The 18,559-nt window shown below is 61.6% G+C and carries 18 protein-coding genes and 1 tRNA gene; 5 read left to right on the plus strand and 14 right to left on the minus strand.

Annotation, left to right across the window (positions count from 1 at the left end):
- Window position 1 precedes the first annotated feature (1 nt).
- The 7 genes from HMPREF9695_RS11785 to HMPREF9695_RS11815 form a co-directional block, all read right to left on the minus strand.
- Complete coding sequence (locus HMPREF9695_RS11785) at window positions 2–466, minus strand: (2Fe-2S)-binding protein (protein WP_006021084.1); 465 nt, start codon at window positions 464–466, stop codon at window positions 2–4.
- Between the two features lie 191 nt (window positions 467–657).
- The gene (locus tag HMPREF9695_RS11790; RefSeq protein WP_006021085.1) at window positions 658–1,605 is read right to left on the minus strand and encodes a 2-hydroxyacid dehydrogenase; all 948 of its coding nucleotides are present in this window, start codon (window positions 1,603–1,605) and stop codon (window positions 658–660) included.
- 87 nt (window positions 1,606–1,692) lie between these two features.
- Window positions 1,693–2,382 carry a 50S ribosomal protein L1 gene (gene rplA / locus HMPREF9695_RS11795; protein ID WP_006021086.1) on the minus strand — a complete coding sequence of 230 codons (690 nt, stop codon included), beginning with the start codon at window positions 2,380–2,382 and terminating at the stop codon, window positions 1,693–1,695.
- Window positions 2,383–2,387: 5 nt separating this feature from the next.
- Window positions 2,388–2,816, minus strand: coding sequence for a 50S ribosomal protein L11 (rplK, locus tag HMPREF9695_RS11800; RefSeq protein ID WP_002712322.1), 429 nt, complete (start codon window positions 2,814–2,816; stop codon window positions 2,388–2,390).
- A gap of 130 nt (window positions 2,817–2,946) precedes the next feature.
- Window positions 2,947–3,477, minus strand: coding sequence for a transcription termination/antitermination protein NusG (gene nusG, locus HMPREF9695_RS11805; RefSeq protein WP_006021087.1), 531 nt, complete (start codon window positions 3,475–3,477; stop codon window positions 2,947–2,949).
- Between the two features lie 16 nt (window positions 3,478–3,493).
- Entirely contained in the window at window positions 3,494–3,688 is a 195-nt protein-coding gene (gene secE / locus HMPREF9695_RS11810) for a preprotein translocase subunit SecE (RefSeq protein ID WP_006021088.1), read from the minus strand.
- A 286-nt stretch (window positions 3,689–3,974) separates the two neighbouring features.
- Window positions 3,975–4,050: transfer RNA gene (locus tag HMPREF9695_RS11815), tRNA-Trp, on the minus strand.
- A 221-nt stretch (window positions 4,051–4,271) separates the two neighbouring features.
- On the opposite strand from HMPREF9695_RS11815, the gene HMPREF9695_RS11820 reads away from it, so the two are divergent.
- Both HMPREF9695_RS11820 and HMPREF9695_RS11825 read left to right on the plus strand, forming a co-directional pair.
- A complete protein-coding gene (locus HMPREF9695_RS11820) occupies window positions 4,272–5,969 on the plus strand; it encodes a sensor histidine kinase (protein ID WP_006021089.1) in 1,698 nt (565 codons plus the stop codon).
- A 96-nt stretch (window positions 5,970–6,065) separates the two neighbouring features.
- Entirely contained in the window at window positions 6,066–8,027 is a 1,962-nt protein-coding gene (locus HMPREF9695_RS11825; RefSeq protein ID WP_006021090.1) for a methyl-accepting chemotaxis protein, read from the plus strand.
- 79 nt (window positions 8,028–8,106) lie between these two features.
- Here HMPREF9695_RS11825 and HMPREF9695_RS11830 read toward each other — a convergent pair whose 3' ends face one another.
- Window positions 8,107–8,619, minus strand: a complete 513-nt coding sequence (locus HMPREF9695_RS11830) for a DUF6778 family protein (protein WP_245258746.1) — start codon at window positions 8,617–8,619, stop codon at window positions 8,107–8,109.
- A 271-nt stretch (window positions 8,620–8,890) separates the two neighbouring features.
- Here HMPREF9695_RS11830 and HMPREF9695_RS11835 point away from each other — a divergent pair, with 271 nt between their 5' ends.
- Complete coding sequence (locus tag HMPREF9695_RS11835) at window positions 8,891–10,108, plus strand: serine hydrolase domain-containing protein (protein WP_006021092.1); 1,218 nt, start codon at window positions 8,891–8,893, stop codon at window positions 10,106–10,108.
- Window positions 10,109–10,215: 107 nt separating this feature from the next.
- On the opposite strand, the gene HMPREF9695_RS11840 is transcribed toward HMPREF9695_RS11835, so the two are convergent.
- From HMPREF9695_RS11840 to HMPREF9695_RS11860, 5 genes are all read right to left on the minus strand, one after another.
- Window positions 10,216–10,983, minus strand: a complete 768-nt coding sequence (locus HMPREF9695_RS11840) for an SDR family NAD(P)-dependent oxidoreductase (RefSeq protein ID WP_006021093.1) — start codon at window positions 10,981–10,983, stop codon at window positions 10,216–10,218.
- A gap of 39 nt (window positions 10,984–11,022) precedes the next feature.
- Entirely contained in the window at window positions 11,023–11,760 is a 738-nt protein-coding gene (locus HMPREF9695_RS11845) for a histidine phosphatase family protein (protein WP_006021094.1), read from the minus strand.
- 9 nt (window positions 11,761–11,769) lie between these two features.
- Window positions 11,770–12,555, minus strand: a complete 786-nt coding sequence (locus HMPREF9695_RS11850) for an SDR family NAD(P)-dependent oxidoreductase (RefSeq protein WP_006021095.1) — start codon at window positions 12,553–12,555, stop codon at window positions 11,770–11,772.
- 73 nt (window positions 12,556–12,628) lie between these two features.
- Window positions 12,629–13,690, minus strand: coding sequence for a phosphotransferase family protein (locus HMPREF9695_RS11855; protein ID WP_006021096.1), 1,062 nt, complete (start codon window positions 13,688–13,690; stop codon window positions 12,629–12,631).
- Between the two features lie 27 nt (window positions 13,691–13,717).
- Complete coding sequence (locus HMPREF9695_RS11860) at window positions 13,718–14,944, minus strand: acyl-CoA dehydrogenase family protein (RefSeq protein ID WP_006021097.1); 1,227 nt, start codon at window positions 14,942–14,944, stop codon at window positions 13,718–13,720.
- A gap of 260 nt (window positions 14,945–15,204) precedes the next feature.
- On the opposite strand from HMPREF9695_RS11860, the gene HMPREF9695_RS11865 reads away from it, so the two are divergent.
- Window positions 15,205–15,876, plus strand: a complete 672-nt coding sequence (locus HMPREF9695_RS11865) for a TetR/AcrR family transcriptional regulator (RefSeq protein WP_006021098.1) — start codon at window positions 15,205–15,207, stop codon at window positions 15,874–15,876.
- Between the two features lie 124 nt (window positions 15,877–16,000).
- Here HMPREF9695_RS11865 and HMPREF9695_RS11870 read toward each other — a convergent pair whose 3' ends face one another.
- Window positions 16,001–16,333 (minus strand): hypothetical protein, encoded by a 333-nt coding sequence (locus tag HMPREF9695_RS11870; RefSeq protein WP_208856386.1) that lies wholly within the window; start codon window positions 16,331–16,333, stop codon window positions 16,001–16,003.
- 307 nt (window positions 16,334–16,640) lie between these two features.
- On the opposite strand from HMPREF9695_RS11870, the gene HMPREF9695_RS11875 reads away from it, so the two are divergent.
- The gene (locus tag HMPREF9695_RS11875) at window positions 16,641–18,452 is read left to right on the plus strand and encodes a carbamoyltransferase family protein (RefSeq protein ID WP_006021100.1); all 1,812 of its coding nucleotides are present in this window, start codon (window positions 16,641–16,643) and stop codon (window positions 18,450–18,452) included.
- Window positions 18,453–18,559: the final 107 nt, after the last annotated feature.

Consider the following 18,559-nt stretch of genomic DNA (forward strand, 5'->3'; position numbering starts at 1 on the left):
CTCAGCCCTCCAGCGACTTGGCGGCGTCGTGGATCGCGGCGCGAATCCGGACATAGGTGGCGCAGCGGCAAATGTTGCCGTTCATTGCGAGATCGATGTCTTCATCCGTCGGCTTCGGATTGAGCGTAAGCAGCGACGTCGCGCTCATGATCTGTCCGGACTGGCAGTAACCGCATTGCGGCACATCGAGCGCGACCCACGCCTTTTGCACAGCCTGGGCTTCACGGCTCTTGATGCCTTCGATGGTTGTGATTTCGATGGCGCCCACCGCCGAGACCGGCATTGAACACGAGCGTACCGGCTGGCCATCGAGATACACCGTGCATGCGCCGCATTGCGCGACACCGCAGCCGTACTTGGTGCCCATCAGTCCCGCGCCGTCGCGGATTGCCCAGAGAAGAGGTGTTTGCGGGTCGACATCCACACGATGTTCGCCGCCGTTGATCTTGAGTACGAATGCCGCCATCGCGGGTCTCCTTCGTAAATTCGAAGGCGAACACTACATTCGACTCGTTCTAATCAGCAATCAAACTAATGTGCGCTGCGGCGATACAAATTTTTTCAATGCGCGAGGAACGAAGCATCGCAGTTTGCGTTGCGGCTTCTTACATATGTCAGCATCCGCGACACAGATGATGACAGTTTTATTTTCCGGCTTCACGCAACCGGATAGCGGAGGGGCTTGCCTGAAAAGAAGGCATCGAGATTGGCCAGCGTGCAGTCCTGCATGGCGATATGCGACTCGACCGTGTGACCGCCGATGTGCGGCGTCAGCACGACATTGGGCAGCTTCGTGAGCGCGTCCGGCGCGTGCGGCTCTTTTTCATAAACATCGAGACCCGCGCCAGCGATCGCGTTGCTCTCAAGTGCAGCAACCAGCGCCTTCTGATCGATGACCGACCCGCGTGAAATGTTCACGACGGTGCCCTGCGGGCCGAGCTTCTTCAAAATATCCGCGTTGACGGCGTGCTGGGTATCTTTGCCGGCGCGCACCGCCACCATGAGAATGTCGGACCATTCGGCCAGCGACGCCAGACTCGTGTGATATTCATAAGGAACATCATGCCTGCTGCGGCTGAAGTATGCGACTTCGGTCTCGAACGCCGCGCAGCGTGCTGCGATCTTGCGGCCGATCTCACCCATCCCATAAACGCCGATCTTGCGGCCGGTCATGCCGGGACCTGGCCGCATCGACGGCGACGGCTGCTTTCCCGACCATCCGCCGCTGCGCACGTAGGCATCCGCTGGAATCAGTCGCCGGGTCGTCGCCAGCATCAGCGTCACCGCGAGATCGGCGACCGAGGCTGCGTTCGCCGCTGGCGAATGGCCGACAACGATATTGCGCTTCTTCGTCTCGGCGAAATCCACTCCGTCATAGCCGGTGCCGTAGCAGATGATCGCGCCGAGCGACGGCAGCGTATCCAGCACTGCTGCGGGTATTGCCTGCCCCCCTGCCGTGATCAGAGCACGGATCGGCTTCAACTGCTCTGCGGTAAATGTCTCGATCGGCGGCCTGCCCTTGCCGTCCAGCAGGTCGTAACGCTCGCCGATGCGCACCATCAGCGCCTTGGGAAATTGTGAATAGATCAGGACTTGTTGGGCCATTGCTGAACGTCCACTGGAGCACAAAGAAAAAGGCGGAGTAGGTGTTATCCCTGCTCCGCCTTCAAATCATTCACAAGCCGTTGCCTGTCAGTGCAGGCTGCCCGGCTCGACCTTCACGCCCGGACCCATCGTCGAGGAGACCGCAACGCGCTGAACGTAGGTGCCCTTCGAGCCAGCAGGCTTCGCCTTCACGACTGCGTCGGCGAGCGCCTTGATGTTTTCGATGAGCTTTTCTTCCGAGAACGAGGCCTTGCCGATGCCAGCCTGCACGATGCCGGCCTTCTCAACACGGAACTCGACCGAACCGCCCTTGGCGCCCTTGACGGCGTTGGCGATGTCCATGGTCACGGTGCCGATCTTCGGGTTCGGCATCATGCCACGCGGGCCGAGCACCTTACCGAGACGGCCGACCAGCGGCATCATGTCAGGGGTTGCGATACAACGATCGAAATCGATCGCGCCGCCCTGGACCTTTTCAACGAGGTCTTCAGCACCGACGACGTCCGCACCCGCAGCCTTGGCTTCTTCAGCCTTGGCGCCGCGCGCGAACACGCCGACGCGCAGCGTGCGGCCGGTGCCGTTCGGCAGGGTGACAACGCCGCGCACCATCTGGTCGGCGTGACGCGGATCGACACCGAGGTTGATCGCGATCTCGATGGTCTCGTCGAACTTCGCCGAAGCGCGTTCCTTGACCATCTTCACCGCATCGGTCAGCGGATAGAGGTGCTCACGATCGATACCCTCACGGGCCTTCGCAAGTTTCTTGCCAATAGCCATGATCGTTACCCCGCCACCTGGAGACCCATCGAACGGGCAGAGCCCTCGACCATCTTCATGGCCGCTTCGACGGTATCGCAATTGAGATCCTTCATCTTCTTCTCGGCGATCTCGCGCACCTGCGCCTTGGTCACCTTGCCTGCGACGTCGCGGCCCGGCGCCTTGGAGCCGGACTGGATCTTCGCCGCCTGCTTGAGGAAGTAGGACATCGGCGGGGTCTTCATCTCAAACGTGAACGACCGGTCCGCATAGATGGTGATGACCACCGGGATCGGGGTGTTCTTTTCTTCCTTCTGCGTCTGCGCGTTGAACGCCTTGCAGAATTCCATGATGTTGAGGCCGCGCTGACCAAGCGCGGGACCGATCGGAGGCGACGGGTTCGCCGCACCGGCCGGGACCTGAAGCTTCAGGTATCCGGTCACTTTCTTAGCCATACTTTACTCCTTCAAACGATCCGGACCATTCCGGACCTTCTTAGGACCGTGGTGCGGTTCAACAGGCGGCTGGCGACCGGCTGTCTCCTCCCACGGCATTCTCACCGCCATCAGATGATGGCGGAAACGATCAGACCTTTTCGACCTGACCGAATTCCAGTTCGACAGGCGTCGCACGTCCGAAGATCGACACCGCGACCTTCACGCGCGAACGCGCTTCGTCGATTTCCTCGACCACGCCGGAGAACGAGGCGAACGGGCCATCGGCCACGCGCACGTTCTCGCCGATCTCGAACGACACCGACGCCTTCGGACGCTCCACGCCTTCCTGCACCTGATGCAGGATGCGCATGGCTTCGGCTTCCGAAATCGGCATCGGCTTGTTTTCCGCGCCGAGGAAGCCCGTCACCTTGGGCGTGTTCTTGATGAGATGAAACGCTTCGTCGGTGAGGTTCATCTTCACCAGCACGTAGCCCGGAAAGAACTTGCGTTCGGCGTCGATCTTGCGGCCGCGGCGGACTTCCGTGACCTTCTCGGTCGGCACCAGCACCTGCTCGAAGAGATCTTCAAGTCCGCGCTGCTTGGCCTGCTCGCGAATCGATTCGGAGACCTTCTTCTCGAAGTTCGAATAGGCGTGAACGATGTACCAGCGCATGCTCATTGTTTCGGTTCCGCGCTCAGGCATGAATGCCGAGAAGGAAAGTAATCAGGACGCGGATGATCTGATCCGCGACGAAGAAGAACACTGAGGACACCGCGACCATGATGAATACCATGATCGTGGTGATCATGGTCTCGCGGCGGGTCGGCCAGGTGACCTTCGCGGTCTCCGAGCGCACTTCCTGCAGAAATTTGAACGGGCTGAGAGCCATCGTCTGAGGTCCGCATCCATAATGCCGGGAAAACGTCGTATCCTGGCGTGATTTCAGTTATTTCAGGAATCCGGACAGCCCTCGCACGCCAATGTTTACTGCGCCCAACCCTCGTTTGAAGGATGAGCCGCCAAGCGGGCTCGATTGTCCGGGGATTTCAATGCCGCGCCGGATATCCGTCAAAGCGGGCCGGCAGCAGGTGCCGTTATCTACTGTGGGACGGGCGTCAGGTCAAGGTTCGGGGAGCGGGCCAAGGGCCAGAAACACGTATTTGTACGGCCAAATCTGGCAGGGGCGGCAGGACTCGAACCTGCGACCCTCGGTTTTGGAGACCGATGCTCTACCAACTGAGCTACACCCCTGTATGCCGCCTCTATAGCGAACGATCTTTGCGGCGTCACGTCCCCTGTCGGCGATTTCTCGCTGATTTCTCGGAGAATTTCAGGACAATTTCCTGGCAATTAACCTGCTGATGGAACCCGGTTTCTGGCGATTGCCGACACCGGATGTGCCGCGTACATTAACTAAAAGCTCAACCGGTGGGGATGAAAACGGTTTGCCGCTTCGCAACGCCATACGCCGCATGTCGCTCACCCACCGGCTGCTGGCGCTTACTCTTGTTGCATCCCTGCCCGGCCTTGCCGCAGTCGCCTACGGCGCGTTCGATCTGCGCAATACGCGCTATGCCGAGGTCCGGGGCGACGCGCTGCGCAACGCACAGGTCGTCGCCTCCGAAGTCGGCCAGATTTTCGACGGCATACAGGCCTCGCTTCGCGCCGTAGCGGAGGCAGACGAGGTCAGCCGGCTCAACAGCACCGCGTGCACCGATTATGTCGTGCGGGTCCGTCCGCATGTCGAGCCGCTGACCTCTCTTCTGATCGTCGGTCTGGACGGCAATATCCGCTGCTTCAGCGAGCCAAGTCTCGCCTCGCCGAATCTCGCGGGGCGTGAATACTTTCGCGAGGCTGTCGATCAGAAGAAATTCGCGATTGGCCCCTTTACCGTCAGCAAGATCTCGGACCGCAACATCATTCCGATGGCGGTCCCGATCATCCGGGACGGCAAGGTCGAAGGCGCGGTGGTGGCCGGCCTCAACCTAGAATGGCTCGGGGAGCAGTTGAAGCAGCGCGGCGTCCCGCGCGGCGGCACCATCCTGATCGCCGACCGCAACGGCATCGTGGTGTCGCGCGAACCCGCGCCTGAAAAGTTTGTCGGCACGAAACTGACCGATAGCCTCGGCAGGATCGGAATGTCCGCGCCGGCAACCGACGACATTGTCGGGATCGACGGCGTGGCGCGCATCATCGGCTTCCTCCCCGCGTCGGCGACTCCGTTCGGCCTTTATGTCAGCAGCGGTATCGCGCACAGCGAAGCGTTCGGGCCCATCGATCGCGCCGTCCGCAACAGCATCGCGCTGTTCGCGCTCGGAAGCGCCGTCGCGTTCCTGCTGGCCTGGCTGGTCGGCGAGAGCATTATCCGCCGGCCGCTGATGCGCATGGTGGCGACGGCCGAGGCCTGGCGGCGCGGTCACGATGCCGCGCGAACCGGCATCGTCGGCCGCGACGACGAGATCGGCGTTCTCGGGCAAACCTTCGACCGGCTGATGGACGAGAACGCGATGCGCGAAGAGCAACGCGCGACCGCCGAAGAACGGCGCGAGATTCTGGTTCACGAGCTTGCCCATCGTGTGAAGAACACCCTTGCCACCGTGCAGTCGATTGCGAGCTTGAGCTTTCGCCACAGTCAGGGGCCCGAAGCGCTGCGCCAGTTTCACGAGCGCCTTCAGGCTCTGGTGCGCGGCCACGACCTCCTGACCCGGAAGAACTGGCAGCACGCCAGCCTGTCGGAAATCGCGGAGGCCGCGATGGCGCCTTTGCATCAGGATCGCGGACATCGCGTCACAATCTCGGGACCGGAGGTCGATCTGCCGCCGACGACCGCCGTGCCGATGGCGATGATCCTGCACGAACTCTGCACCAACGCGCTCAAATACGGGTCGCTGTCGAACGAAAACGGCCGCGTCACCATTGGCTGGATGACCCGCGACGACCCGAGGGGCACGATCGTCAGCCTGATCTGGAGCGAGAGCGGAGGCCCATCCGTGACCCCGCCCGCAGAAGAAGGTTTCGGCACGCGCCTGATCACAAACCTCAGCCGGCAACTCGGCGGCGACTGCAATTTCCGCTACCCGCCCTCGGGTCTCGTCTTCCATTTGAGCATGGTGGCGCCCTCCTCCGAGCCGCGCCACCAGGCGAACGAGACACCCTCAGCGGCTGAATGAGCCGCCAACGAGGGCCTTAACCCGGTGTTGATTCAAAGTTCGTAAAAACTCCCCAACAGAATTCTCTGTGATGGCTCAGGATTTTTTGGGGACACGATGCGCAAACTTTGGTCCGTTTCCGCCCGGATAATGATCGCGATTTCACTGGTGGCGGCCGCCTCCTGCGCAGGGCTGGCCGCATTCGGCCTCTGGCGGCAAAACACGGCCGTCGATCTCGCCCTCCATCGCGAGTTGCAATCCGACTACGCGAACATGATCGGCGCCATGGAGTCCGATACGCGCGCCGTGCAGGCGGTGGCCAACACCGTGGCGAACATCCCCGAACTGAAGCCTATGATACGCGCGCAGGACCGCGCAGGTATCAACGCGCTGCTCGACAAGACACTGAAAGACATCAAGCCGCTCGGTATTGAGCTTATCACCATCCAGATACCGCCGGGAGTTGCCCTCACCCGGGTTCACAATCCGAAGGCATTCGGCGACGACGTCACTGCCCGCCGCAAGATGATCGTTCAGTCGTTCGCGACGAAAAAACCGATCGGCGGTGTCGAAGCCGGCCGCGACGTTCTCAACATCTTCGGCGCGACGCCGATTATGGACGGCGAGACCCTGCTCGGCACGGTCGACGTCGGCGCGCCGTTCGGGGAGACCTTCGTGAATTCGATGAAGTCGCGCTTCGGCGTCGATGTCGCCATCCATCAGATCAACGACGACAAGGTGCAGACTCTCGCGTCGACGGTGAAGGCCGCAACCGCCGCGCCCGCCACTCTGAAGCGCGCCCTGACAGGGGAATCCATTTTCCTCATGGGCACATTAGACGGCCAGCCGACAGCCACGACATTCGGTCCGCTCAAGAATTTCTCGGGCCAGCCTGTTGCTGTGGTCGAGATCATCCGCAACACCAGGGACTATGAAGAACTCGCCTCGAACTCCGCCAAGTGGCTCGCAGCAGGCGCTGTTGCCGCCGTCCTGATCGCGATCCTGATCGCTGCCTGGGTGGGCCGCGGATTGGCGCGCCCCATCGTCGCGCTGCAGGGCGCGATGCGCGCGATCACATCAGGCCAGCACGACGTCGTTGTGCCCGGCGGAAATCGCCGCGACGAGATCGGCTCGATGGCGCGCGCGGTCGAGGTGTTCAAGGACAGTCTGGTCGAGACCGGCCGGTTGCGGGCGGCACAGGAAGACCAGCGCATTGCCTCGGAGAAAGAACGCCGCAGCACCGTGCTCGCGCTGGCAGAGCGGTTTGAAACCGGCGTCGGCGGTGTCGTGAATGCCGTGGGCGCAGCCTCGACCGAGTTGCGCAACACCGCTGAGAGCATGGCCCGTACCGCGGAGGAAGCAACCAAGCAGACGACGGCGGTAGCCGACGCGTCCGAAGAGGCATCGGCCAATGCGCAGGCCGTCGCCGCAGCGATCGAGGAACTCAACGCCTCGATTAACGAGATCGCCCAGCAGGTCAATGAATCCGCGCAGGTTGCCGGTCATGCTGCTCAGCAAGCGAACCAGACCAACGCTGAAGTTCAGGGCCTGGCGCTCGCCGCGCAGAAGATCGGCGACGTGGTGAAACTGATCAGCGAGATCGCCGCGCAGACCAACCTGCTCGCCCTCAACGCAACCATCGAAGCGGCCCGCGCCGGCGAGGCCGGACGGGGGTTTGCGGTTGTCGCTTCCGAAGTGAAGGCGCTGGCCAGCCAGACATCGAAGGCGACCGACGAGATTTCGGCGCAGGTCGGCGCGATCCAGTCGGCAACGCGAACCTCGGTCGAAGCCATCGACGGCATCACCCGCACCATCGGCAAGGTCAACGAGATCGCGAGCGCGATTGCGTCAGCCGTCGAGGAGCAAGGCGCGGCAACCCGCGAGATCGCGCATAACGTTTCGCAAGCTGCGAAGGGCACGGGTGAAGTTTCGGCCAACATCGTCGGTGTCCGCGATGCGGCACGCGAGACCGGCGTCGCCGCCGATCAGGTCGTTTCATCCGCCGCCGAGCTTTCACAAAACGGCGAAACACTGAAGGCACAGGTCGACGCCTTCCTGCGCGAGGTCCGGGCGGCGTAAGCCGGACCGAATTTCGACGGTGATTTGAAGCCGCTCCATTCTGTGGGGCGGCTTTTTCATGTCGAGCGATCGGTCAGTGTTACGACGTTTTGCGCAACAGCCACTCACGATAGCTCTCGCCGTAGCGGTCGGCTATTTTATCAGCGGTGCTCTGCGTTGAGGCACTGTCAATCGCGGCCTGAACCGCGGTCCCCAGAACGCCCTGCCCCACGATCAACGCCACACCCAGCTTCGGATGGGCCATGATGGTGGCGCCTGTCCGTGCATCGACGAGATTTGCGTCCGCAACCATGCCATGACCGCCGCCAATCACCACGCGCTGAATTGCCGGCGAAATGGTGAAACTGCGGATGACGATGTTGAGGCGCACCGGTCGTGTGCCGTTGAGCTGACCGGCCATCGCCTTCTCGACGCCCGCCTTGATCCGCGGCGCCAGTAGACTCTGAGCATAGGCTTTCGCTTCCGGCGTATTCGTCGCCGTCGCAATCTGGTCGTCGGGGATAGCCTTTGCCGTAGCGTAGGCCCGGATGCCGTCCTCCCACTGTATGCTCGCATCGGGAGCAAAACTGACGGTGACATCCGTCAGTTTCATGCTGGAAATATCGTCTTGCGAAAGTGAATTTTTCGCGGTCACGCAACCAGCGAGCACAAACGTACCCGCAAGCACGGCGAAAAGCCGTGCCAGCCCCAAAAATCTCGACATACAGCCCCCGCCGTTTCTGTCTCTTCAGCCCAAGCGAGAAATAGGGGGAAGCGAGGGATATTGTCTACTTATAATTGTATTGCGCTGCGATCTGTTCAAAGATCACGTGCTGGGCCAAGCTCGGCCAGCAATTTCAGAACAAGAAAACTCCGGAGGCTCCATGAACGTCCACGCCACGCCAAGCGCAGCCAAGGCAACCCCTGCTCTTCCTTCAGCCAAACCGGAAGCGATCGGCCTTTCCGCGCTGCGCCTGGAGCGGATGCGCGATGCCTTCCAGCGCGAGATCGACAAGGGCACGACGCCCGGCGTGGTGTCGATGGTGGCGCGGCGCGGGCAGATCGGCTGGTTCGAGGCGCAGGGCAAGCAGGATCCCGCCGGCAGCACGGCGATGGCGCGCGACAGCATCTTCCGCATCTTCTCGATGACCAAGCCGCTGGTGTCGCTCGGCATCATGATGCTGGTCGAAGACGGTTACATCCTGCTCAACGATCCCCTCGCCAAATACATTCCGGAGTTCGCTAATCAGAAGGTCGGCGTCGAACGTAACGGCGCGATGGAATATGCGCTGCCGGTGCGGCCGATCACCATTCAGGACCTGCTGCGCCACACCTCCGGCATTTCCTACGAGATCACCGGCGCAGGCATGGTGCAGCGGATGTACGCGAAGTCGAAAGTCTTCCGCCGTGACATCACCAACGAAGAGCACGCCAAGCTGATCGCCGGCATGCCGCTGATGTGCCAGCCGGGCGCGGAATGGAATTACAGCCGCTCGACCGATATTCTCGGCCGCGTCATCGAGGTCGTCTCCGGCAAGACGCTCAGCGCTTTCCTCAGTGAGCGCATCCTCAATCCGCTTCAGATGAACGAGACCGGCTTTCACACTGCGCAGGACAACAAGTCGCGTATCGCACAGCCCTTCCCGGCCGATCCGTGGTCCGGCGACAAGGTAATGCTGTTCGATCCGCTGGAAATTCCGAAGATGGAATCCGGCGGCGGCGGACTGGTCTCCACCGCGATGGATTACGCGCGCTTCTGCCAGATGCTGCTCAGCGGCGGCGCCCTCGACGGCAATCGCGTGATCGGACGCAAGACGCTGGCCTTCATGGCGTCGAACCACCTCGCTGCAAACGTGAAGGTCGAAAGCCATCTGGTGCCAGCGGGCCATGGCTTCGGCCTCGGCTTCGCTGTGCGCACGCACGAAGGCATGGCGCCGTTCGCGGGCTCCGTCGGCCAGTATTTCTGGAGCGGCATGGCAGGCACATTCTTCTGGATCGATCCGAAGGAAGACCTGTTCGCGCTGTTCCTGAGCCAGGGTCCCGGCCAGCGCGAATACTTCCGCACGCTGGTGCGCAGCCTCGTCTACGCGGCGGTGGAATAAACCGCCGTCATTCCTGGGCAGCCCGCAGGGTTGAACCCGGAATCCAGATTCACGCAACGAGATTCCGGGCTCGCGCTGCCGCGCGCCCCGGAATGACGAATCGAAGATCAGCTAATCGTCGCGCCGCCGTCGATCACAACCGTCTGGCCGGTCATGAAGTTGCCGGCCGCCGATCCCATGAACACCGCCGCGCCTGCGATCTCATCGGGAATGCCGATGCGCAGCAGCGGCGAACGCGCGGTGGACGCTTTCAGGTTATCGGGATTGTCCCACAGCGCCTTGGCGAAATCGGTCTTGATCAGGCCCGGCGCGATGCAGTTCACGCGCACGTTGTGCGGACCGTACTCGCAGGCCAGATTGCGCGCGAGTTGCATGTCGGCGGCCTTCGAGATCGCGTAGGCGCCGAGAATGGTCGAGCCCTTCAGGCCGCCGATGGACGAGACGATGATGATCGAGCCGTCCTTGCGCGCGATCATCTGCGGCACCACCATGCTGATAAGCCAGTTGTTGGCGACGATGTTGTTGCCGAGAATCTTGCTGAACTGATCGTCGGAGATACCCGCGAGCGGCCCATAGTACGGGTTCGACGCCGCGTTGCAGACCAGCACATCGATCTTGCCGTAGGCGCGGTTGGCTTCGTCGACCAGATTCTGGAGGTTTTCCTTACTGGAGATGTTGGCGGCGACGGCGATCGCCTTGCCCTTGCCGAACTTGTCGTTGATTTCCTTCGCCACCTGATCGCACTGATCCTGCTTGCGCGACGAGATCACGACCTGCGCGCCATGCTCCACCATGCGCTCCGCGATCGCGCGGCCGATGCCTTTCGTCGAACCTGTGATGACGGCCGTCTTTCCGGTCATGTCGAACAAGGTCATGCGCTTCTCTCCCTATGCGTGCGGCGCTGCCGCTTATCGCTATCCAAGCTTGTTGGTGACTTCCGGTCCCGCCGGCTGATGCATGGCATCGTGGGCGTGGCTGGCAATCCATGGCTGCTGGTTGATCATCGGCACGCGCCAGCCGGTGTGGCCGTCGCTCGTGAGATAATCGAGCCGCGTCACCGAGCAGTTGTCGATGGTGAAAGCGAATCCGGCGCCGGCCTCAAGCCCGAGCGCATGCGCGATCGCCGCCTTGATCGGGCCGCCGTGCGAGACGCAGACGATGTCCTTGCCTGCATGCTCCGCGTTGATGCGCTTGATGCCTGCCACCGTCCGGTCGAACAGATCGTTGAAACTCTCGCCGCCCGGCGCGCGCTCGTGCGCAGGCGCGAACCAGTAGCTTGCGATCGACGCCGGACGCGCGGCGAAGAACGCGGCGCGGTTCATGCCCTGCCACTCGCCGAGATCCTGTTCGGCGAACGCCTTGTCCTGATGCATCTGATCCGGCTTCGGCAACCCTGCCGCCCAGATCGCTGCGGCGGTCTGGTGGGTGCGCTTCAGATTGCTGGAAAACCAGACGGCATCCCTCGGCAGGAATTTCGCGACACCCGCGAACACCACGCTGTCACTGCAATCGCAATCGATATCGAACTGGCCGTAGATGTTTCCGCCGTCGGTGCGAACCGGCGCGTGCCGCACCCACCACCAGCGTGTCGATGTCACCCCGGCGGGAATGGCATGCTGGACCAGAAAAGGCTTGGCGGGTGCATTCGACATCGTTTCAACTCAGATCGGCTTGCCGGCGTAAGGCATCGAGGCGGTCAGACCGCCGTCGACCGGGAAAGCCTGGCCGTTGACGTAAGACGCTTCGTCGCTGGCGAGAAACAATCCCATTGCCGCGAGTTCATGCGGCTGGCCCGGACGCTTGAGCGGATTGAGCTGGCCGATCTTGCCTTCGGTGCCACGCTCTTTCGCATTGTCGAAAATCGGTTTGGTCATGCCGGTCTCGATCAGTCCCGGGCACACCGCGTTGATGCGGACATTGGTGCCGGAGAGAGAGTATGCCGTGGTCTGCACCAGGCTGATGACACCCGCCTTGCTCGCCGCATAGGGATGACCGCTGGCATTGGCCTTGAGGCCTGCGACCGACGCGGTGCAGACGATGGCGCCATGGCCCTGCTTCACCATGTGCGGAATGGAATGCTTCACCGCGAGGAACGGCCCGATCAGATTGACGCGCAGAACTTCCTGCCAATGCTCCGGCGTCTGCTCCGCGAGCGGGATCAGACCGCCGCCGATGCCGGCATTGGCCCAGATCGCGTCGAGCTTGCCGTAAGCAGAGATCGCCTTGGCGATGAAACCCTTCACGTCATCCTCAAGGCCTGCATCTGCCATCACGGCTTCCGCGGTGCCACCTGCCTTGCGCACCTGCTCGACGGTTTCCTTGACGCCCTCGGTCTTGTCGACCGCGATCAGCTTCGCGCCTTCTTTGGTGAACATCAGCGATGCCGCGCGGCCGATGCCGCTGCCCGCGCCGGTGATGATGACAGACTTGCCCTCGAGGCGACCCATGACGTTCTCCCGATTTTTGATTTGAAGTGAGCGGACGCGCGCTGACGCGCGTCACGCCGGATTTGTTTGCGCGTCAGCTTGCGCCGGCCTTCTGGGCGTAGGCCCACGATGCCTGCGCCAGGGGAATGCGGCGCGCGGCCGACGCATCAGCCTTGGCGTTGGAGGCGGTGCCGTCCTGAATGCGCTTGGCTATGCCCTGCAAAATTCCCGCGAGCCGGAACAGGTTGTACGAGAAGTACCAGTTGAGATTCTCGATCGGCGGAACACCCGCGGCCTTGCAATAGATGGCTTCCGCCTCTTCCATGCTCGGAATATTCAGCGCCTTGAAATCGGCGCCATCGAGTCCCGGCATGACCCACTGCATCAGCAGGTAGGCGAAGTCCGCCATCGGATCGCCGAGCGTCGACAGTTCCCAATCCAGCACCGCAATAACCTTCGGCTGGGTGGGATGGAATATCATGTTGTCGATGCGATAGTCGCCATGCACGATCGACACGCGCTTCTGCGTCGGCACGGTCTTCGGCAGCCACTCGATCAGCTTTTCCATTTCCGGAATCAGATCGGTTTCGGAAGCCCGGTACTGCTTGGTCCAGCGATCGACCTGACGCGCGAAATAATTTCCCGGCTTGCCGAAGTCGCCCAGCCCGATCTTCTCCGGATCGTAACTGTGCAGCTTCGCCAGCGTCTCGATCTTCGAGGTGAAGACCGCGTGACGTTCCTTGGGCTCGAGACTCGGCAGTGTGGGATTCCAGAACACGCGCCCCTCTTCCATCGACATGATGTAGAAGGCCGCGCCGATCACCGTGTCGTCCATGCAGAGCGCGTAAGCGCGCGCCACCGGAAAACCCTGCGCATGCAGGGCGGCGATCACCTTGAATTCGCGATCCACGGCGTGAGCCGACGGCAGAAGTTTGCCGAACGGCTTGCGCCGCATCACGTAGGATTTTGTCGGCGTATTGAGCCGGTAGGTCGGATTCGACTGACCGCCCTTGAATTGAAGAACGGTCAAAGGACCTTGATAGCCCTCGACATTCTCACGCATCCAGGCATCGAGACGAACGTCATCGATCCGATGACGTTCCTCGACTTCCATTGTGCCTGAGTAATCCTCGTCTTGCCTTACCTGCTCAGCCACGACGTCTCCCAATCTCTTCTATTTCAGTTAGTGATTGGAATACTTCCGAAGCTCAAGCCGTGCAATGGCCCGGTTGTGAACCTCGTCGGGTCCGTCCGCCAGACGCAGCGTGCGGATGCCGGCGTAGGACTTCGCGAGACCGGCTTCGTCGGACACACCCGCGGCACCGAATGCCTGGATCGCATCGTCGATGATCTTGAGCGCGACGTTCGGCGCCGCGACCTTGATCATGGCGATTTCGGTCTGCGCAGCCTTGTTGCCGACCTTGTCCATCATGTCCGCCGCCTTGAGGCAGAGCAGACGGGTCATTTCGATGTTGGTGCGCGCTTCGCCGATACGCTGTTCCCACACCGACTGCTCGATGATCTTCTTGCCGAACGCGGTACGCGACGACAGACGCTTGACCATCTTCTCGAGCGCCTCTTCGGCGGCGCCGATGGTGCGCATGCAGTGGTGGATGCGGCCCGGACCGAGGCGGCCCTGCGCGATTTCGAAGCCGCGGCCTTCGCCGAGCAGAATGTTGCTGGCCGGCACGCGCACGTTCTCGAGCAGGATCTGCGCATGGCCGTGCGGCGCGTCGTCGAAGCCGAACACCGGCAGCATCTTTTCAATCGTGATGCCGGGCGTGTCGAGCGGAACGAGAATCTGCGACTGCTGCTGGTGGCGGGCGGCGGTCGGATCAGTCTTGCCCATCAGGATCGCGATCTTGCAGCGCGGATCGCCGGCGCCCGACGACCACCACTTGCGTCCGTTGATCACATAGTGATCGCCGTCGCGCTTGATGCTGGTTTCGATGTTGGTCGCGTCGGACGAAGCGACGGCAGGTTCGGTCATCAGGAACGCCGAGCGGATTTCGCCGTTCATCAGCGGCTTCAGCCACTGGCGCTTCTGCTCTTTGGTGCCGTACCGCATGAACACTTCCATGTTGCCGGTATCTGGCGCCGAGCAGTTGAACACTTCGGAGGCCCAGTAGAAGTGGCCCATCTGCTCCGCGAGCGGCGCGTATTCGAGGTTGGTCAAGCCCGCGCCGCGGAATTCGTCGTCTTCATGCTCGTTCGGCGGCATGAACATGTTCCAGAGGCCTTCGGCCTTCGCCTTCTTCTTGAGGTCTTCGAGGACCGGAATCACTTTCCAGCGATCACCCTTCGCATCCTGTTCCTTGTAGATCGGGGCGGCCGGGCGAACATGCTTGTCCATGAACGCAATAACGCGGTTGCGCCACTCGGTCTGACGCGCGGACATTGTGAAATCCATAGGACGATCCTCTCTTGTTGTTAGTTAACGATGGTCTTGCAACACTCGCGACCACCTGTCCACCCGGACATCAACGTCAGCAATGTTGACGTTGTCTGATCCTCGCGTGAACGGCTTGCCGCGCTGCAATCTTGCTGCTAGGTTGATTTCATACATTTGTTTGAATGACAAGTGACAATCAAACAAATGTTTGATATGATTTTGCAGCGCGGAACAGCTTTTCCGCATTTGCATGGCATCTCTCACTTTGCATGGCTTCTATGTCGAGCGACCAAACGAAAACCGCCATTCTCACCGCCGCCGAAATGCTCTGGGCAGAGCGTAGTTTCGGCGAAGTCACGATGCGTGACATCGTGGCCGCCGCCGGCGTCAATCTGGCCGCGGTGAACTATCATTTCGGCTCCAAGGACGAATTGCTCGCCGAACTGTTCATCAGCCGCACCACGGTGCTGAACCGCGAGCGGTTCGCCGAACTGAAAGCCGCGGAGCTGGAAGGCGGCGGCCGTCCGAGTGTCGAGGCGATTTTGCGCGCGCTGGTTGGTCCGCCGCTGCGGTGGTGCCTCAGCCCCGACCTGCAGCGCTCGGCCGCCGCCCGCTTCATGACCCGCGCCTCGGTCGAGACCGTGCCGCCGATCAAGAAGATCGTGGATAAGGAATTCCGCCACCTGCAGCGATTTGCGACGGCACTGCGCCTCGCCCTGCCCCATCGCGACGAAGTCGATATCTACTGGGGCCTGCACTTCGCGCTGGCGATGATCCGGCAGACCGTGACCGACAGCGAGCGGTTGAAGAAGCTGTCAGGAGGATTGTGCGACTTGAATGATGTCGACGACATCATCCGGCGGATTGTATCGACCGCGAAAGACGCACTGGTCGGCGGCGCCGATGCCGCGACGCCTCTTGTTCGCGCGTCAGGCTTTCGAAAATCCTGATCGCGGCAGATCTGGCCGGGTGACATTCCGGCGACAGCCGGTAAACAGCATTACCAAAATGAAAGAGGTGCGACGGAGACCGCCGCACCTCGCATTTTTTCAACTCGCGTGAGCGAGCAGCCGATCAGTACGGGCAGATCGTCCGGCCCCAGCGCGGGCTCCAGTAGCAGCCTGGAGCGATGAAGCCATAGCCGTAACCGCGGCCACGATAGTATCCGCGACCGCGACCCCAGCCACGACCCCAACCGCCGCCACGGCCGCGGCCAATACCCCGTCCACCACCGCGACCGCCACCGCCACGACCACGGGCTTCCGCCGAGGTCGACGTCGAGGTCGCGACAACGAACGACGTGCCGATGAAGCTGATCGAATAGACCAGCACCAACGCTGCCGCCGCCAGGGCACGTTTGAAGAAGTTCGAACGTGTCTTGATCTGAGTCATAAAGAGAACCTCCATTTCCGGAAACGCCGTGGAGCACTTCCGCGTATTCAACTCGCGAGCCTGCGTCCCGTTCAGGCACGTTCGGAAAATAGATAGTCAAAAACAAGACTACTCTACACGATTCATCCGGTAACAGATTAGGATCATCCCGCCTCGCCGGTCAATGCATCGCACGTCACGCTATTCTGAGTACGTCCCGCTTCCTGCTGAACCGTTGTTCATCATGCTGAACGAAATATCTTCGCAATTGCGAGACACGTTTGAACCATCCGAACTTTTTCCGTCACCAAGCGTTTAAGCCCGCCGCTCCGAAAGTTGGTCCATGCCCAAAACACACATTTACGTTCTCGGCCTCAACACCTACGACCACGACGTGAGCGCCTGTCTGCTGCGGGATGGCGAAATCGCTTACGCGATCGCCAAGGAGCGCATCACCCGCGAGAAGCACGCCAGCGGCTTCTACAAGGAAGTCATCGACTACTGCCTCGAAGCCGAAGGCATCACCCTCGACGACGTCGATCTGGTGGTCCGCAACTGTTACATCCTGCCGGTTCCTGAAATGGAGGACCGCCTGCTCTACCAGGACCTGCCGGGCTTCCTGCCGGAATACGAGAGAGCGGATGCCAAGAGCCATCCCTACTTCCTGTCGCGCTCCGACAAGATGGTGTCGATCTCCCATCACCTCGCCCACGCCTACAGCGCGTTCGCCGTCTCCCCCTTCGAGGAAGGCGCGATCATGATTGTCGACGGCGTCGGCAGCTATCGCTCCGACGTCAATGAGCCGTTTCCCGCCACAGACACCGCGACGCCGTTGGCGCGCGAGTCGGAGAGCTACTACAAATTCTCGGGCGAGAAGCTCGAATGCCTCAAGAAGGTCTGGATGGAGCCCGATCGCGGCTTCCTTAGCGACGAATTCTACAACATGCCCGGCCTCGGCGCGCTCTACAGCCGCGCATCGACCTACATCTTCGGCGACTGGAACAAGTGCGGCGAGCTGATGGGCCTCGCCCCTTACGGACGGCACGGCAACGTCAAGCCGCTGATGCAGATCAAGGACAACGTCCTCACCGTTCCGCGCTGGACCTCCGAGCTGAACAAACCCTACATCGCGGACAGCGGCGAGAAGTGGGAGACCAGCCCGCTGATGAAGCACTGGGAGGATCTCGCCTGGCGCGTTCAGGACGATACCGAGAAGGTGCTGCTCGCCCGCGCGGCGTGGCTGCGCGAAACCACGGGTGCGAAAAATCTATGCATCGCGGGCGGTGTGGCGCTGAACTGCGTCGCCAACGGCCGCGTTGCCCGCGAGTCGGGCTTCGAGAATGTCTGGATTCAGCCGGCCGCAGGCGATGACGGCATCGCGATCGGCTGCGCCTATTACGGCTGGCTGGAAATCCTCAAGCAACCGCGTTCATTTGTGATGGATCATTCCTATGTCGGCCGCCGCTATTCCGATCAGGAGGTGAGCGACGCGATCTCAAAACCGCTCGTCAGCATTCAGACGACGCGAACGAAAAGCGACAACATCGCTCGCGATACCGCAAAACTGCTCGCCGACCAGAAGGTGATCGGCTGGTTTCAGGACCGCTCGGAGTTCGGCCCGCGCGCGCTGGGCAATCGCAGCCTGCTGGCCGATCCGCGCAAGCCCGAGATGAAGGACATCCTGAACAGCCGGGTGAAGCATCGCCAGCCGTTCCGCCCCTTCGCACCGATCGTTCTCTACGAGCGCGCGAAGGACATCTTCGAGGGCGAGGAAGACTCGCCCTTCATGCTGATCGCCAAGAACGTCCGCCCCGAATGGCGCAACAGGATTCCCGCCATCGTCCATGTCGACGGCACGGCGCGGGTGCAGACGGTTCGCGAGGAAACCAATCCGACACTCTACCGGCTGCTGAAGGAGTTCGACGCCCTCACCGGCGTGCCGGTCCTCATCAACACGTCGTTCAACGTCAAGGGCGAGCCGATCATCGAGACCCCGCGCGACGCCGTGATCTGCTTCCTGACCACCGGCATCGATCACCTCGTGATGCACGACACGCTGGTGTCGAAGAACGCGATGCACAAGATCGTCGGGCCGCTGGTGAATACCTATACCGATGTCGCAACGATGGTGATGGCGAACATGAAGCCTGCATGACGCCCGGCCCGGCCGGCCTGTGCGTTTGTGCCCTGCGGTAACGGGCGCCAGCCGGACGTATCGATTGCGCCCTCCGGATTCCGTCCTAGTATGACGGGGCGTAACCG

The sequence above is a fragment of the Afipia broomeae ATCC 49717 genome (assembly GCF_000314675.2).
Lineage (GTDB): Bacteria > Pseudomonadota > Alphaproteobacteria > Rhizobiales > Xanthobacteraceae > Afipia > Afipia broomeae.

Excerpts from the sequence above, each read along its gene's own strand:
- HMPREF9695_RS11870 (WP_208856386.1), bottom strand. The coding sequence starts at position 16,333 with ATGGAGGTTCTCTTTATGACTCAGATCAAGACACGTTCGAACTTCTTC.
- HMPREF9695_RS11820 (WP_006021089.1), top strand. The coding sequence starts at position 4,272 with ATGTCGCTCACCCACCGGCTGCTGGCGCTTACTCTTGTTGCATCCCTG.
- secE (WP_006021088.1), bottom strand. The coding sequence starts at position 3,688 with ATGGCTCTCAGCCCGTTCAAATTTCTGCAGGAAGTGCGCTCGGAGACC.
- HMPREF9695_RS11825 (WP_006021090.1), top strand. The coding sequence starts at position 6,066 with ATGCGCAAACTTTGGTCCGTTTCCGCCCGGATAATGATCGCGATTTCA.
- HMPREF9695_RS11830 (WP_245258746.1), bottom strand. The coding sequence starts at position 8,619 with ATGAAACTGACGGATGTCACCGTCAGTTTTGCTCCCGATGCGAGCATA.
- rplA (WP_006021086.1), bottom strand. The coding sequence starts at position 2,382 with ATGGCTATTGGCAAGAAACTTGCGAAGGCCCGTGAGGGTATCGATCGT.
- nusG (WP_006021087.1), bottom strand. The coding sequence starts at position 3,477 with ATGAGCATGCGCTGGTACATCGTTCACGCCTATTCGAACTTCGAGAAG.
- HMPREF9695_RS11875 (WP_006021100.1), top strand. The coding sequence starts at position 16,641 with ATGCCCAAAACACACATTTACGTTCTCGGCCTCAACACCTACGACCAC.
- HMPREF9695_RS11865 (WP_006021098.1), top strand. The coding sequence starts at position 15,205 with ATGTCGAGCGACCAAACGAAAACCGCCATTCTCACCGCCGCCGAAATG.
- HMPREF9695_RS11790 (WP_006021085.1), bottom strand. The coding sequence starts at position 1,605 with ATGGCCCAACAAGTCCTGATCTATTCACAATTTCCCAAGGCGCTGATG.
- HMPREF9695_RS11860 (WP_006021097.1), bottom strand. The coding sequence starts at position 14,944 with ATGGATTTCACAATGTCCGCGCGTCAGACCGAGTGGCGCAACCGCGTT.
- HMPREF9695_RS11785 (WP_006021084.1), bottom strand. The coding sequence starts at position 466 with ATGGCGGCATTCGTACTCAAGATCAACGGCGGCGAACATCGTGTGGAT.
- rplK (WP_002712322.1), bottom strand. The coding sequence starts at position 2,816 with ATGGCTAAGAAAGTGACCGGATACCTGAAGCTTCAGGTCCCGGCCGGT.
- HMPREF9695_RS11850 (WP_006021095.1), bottom strand. The coding sequence starts at position 12,555 with ATGGGTCGCCTCGAGGGCAAGTCTGTCATCATCACCGGCGCGGGCAGC.
- HMPREF9695_RS11845 (WP_006021094.1), bottom strand. The coding sequence starts at position 11,760 with ATGTCGAATGCACCCGCCAAGCCTTTTCTGGTCCAGCATGCCATTCCC.
- HMPREF9695_RS11840 (WP_006021093.1), bottom strand. The coding sequence starts at position 10,983 with ATGACCTTGTTCGACATGACCGGAAAGACGGCCGTCATCACAGGTTCG.
- HMPREF9695_RS11835 (WP_006021092.1), top strand. The coding sequence starts at position 8,891 with ATGAACGTCCACGCCACGCCAAGCGCAGCCAAGGCAACCCCTGCTCTT.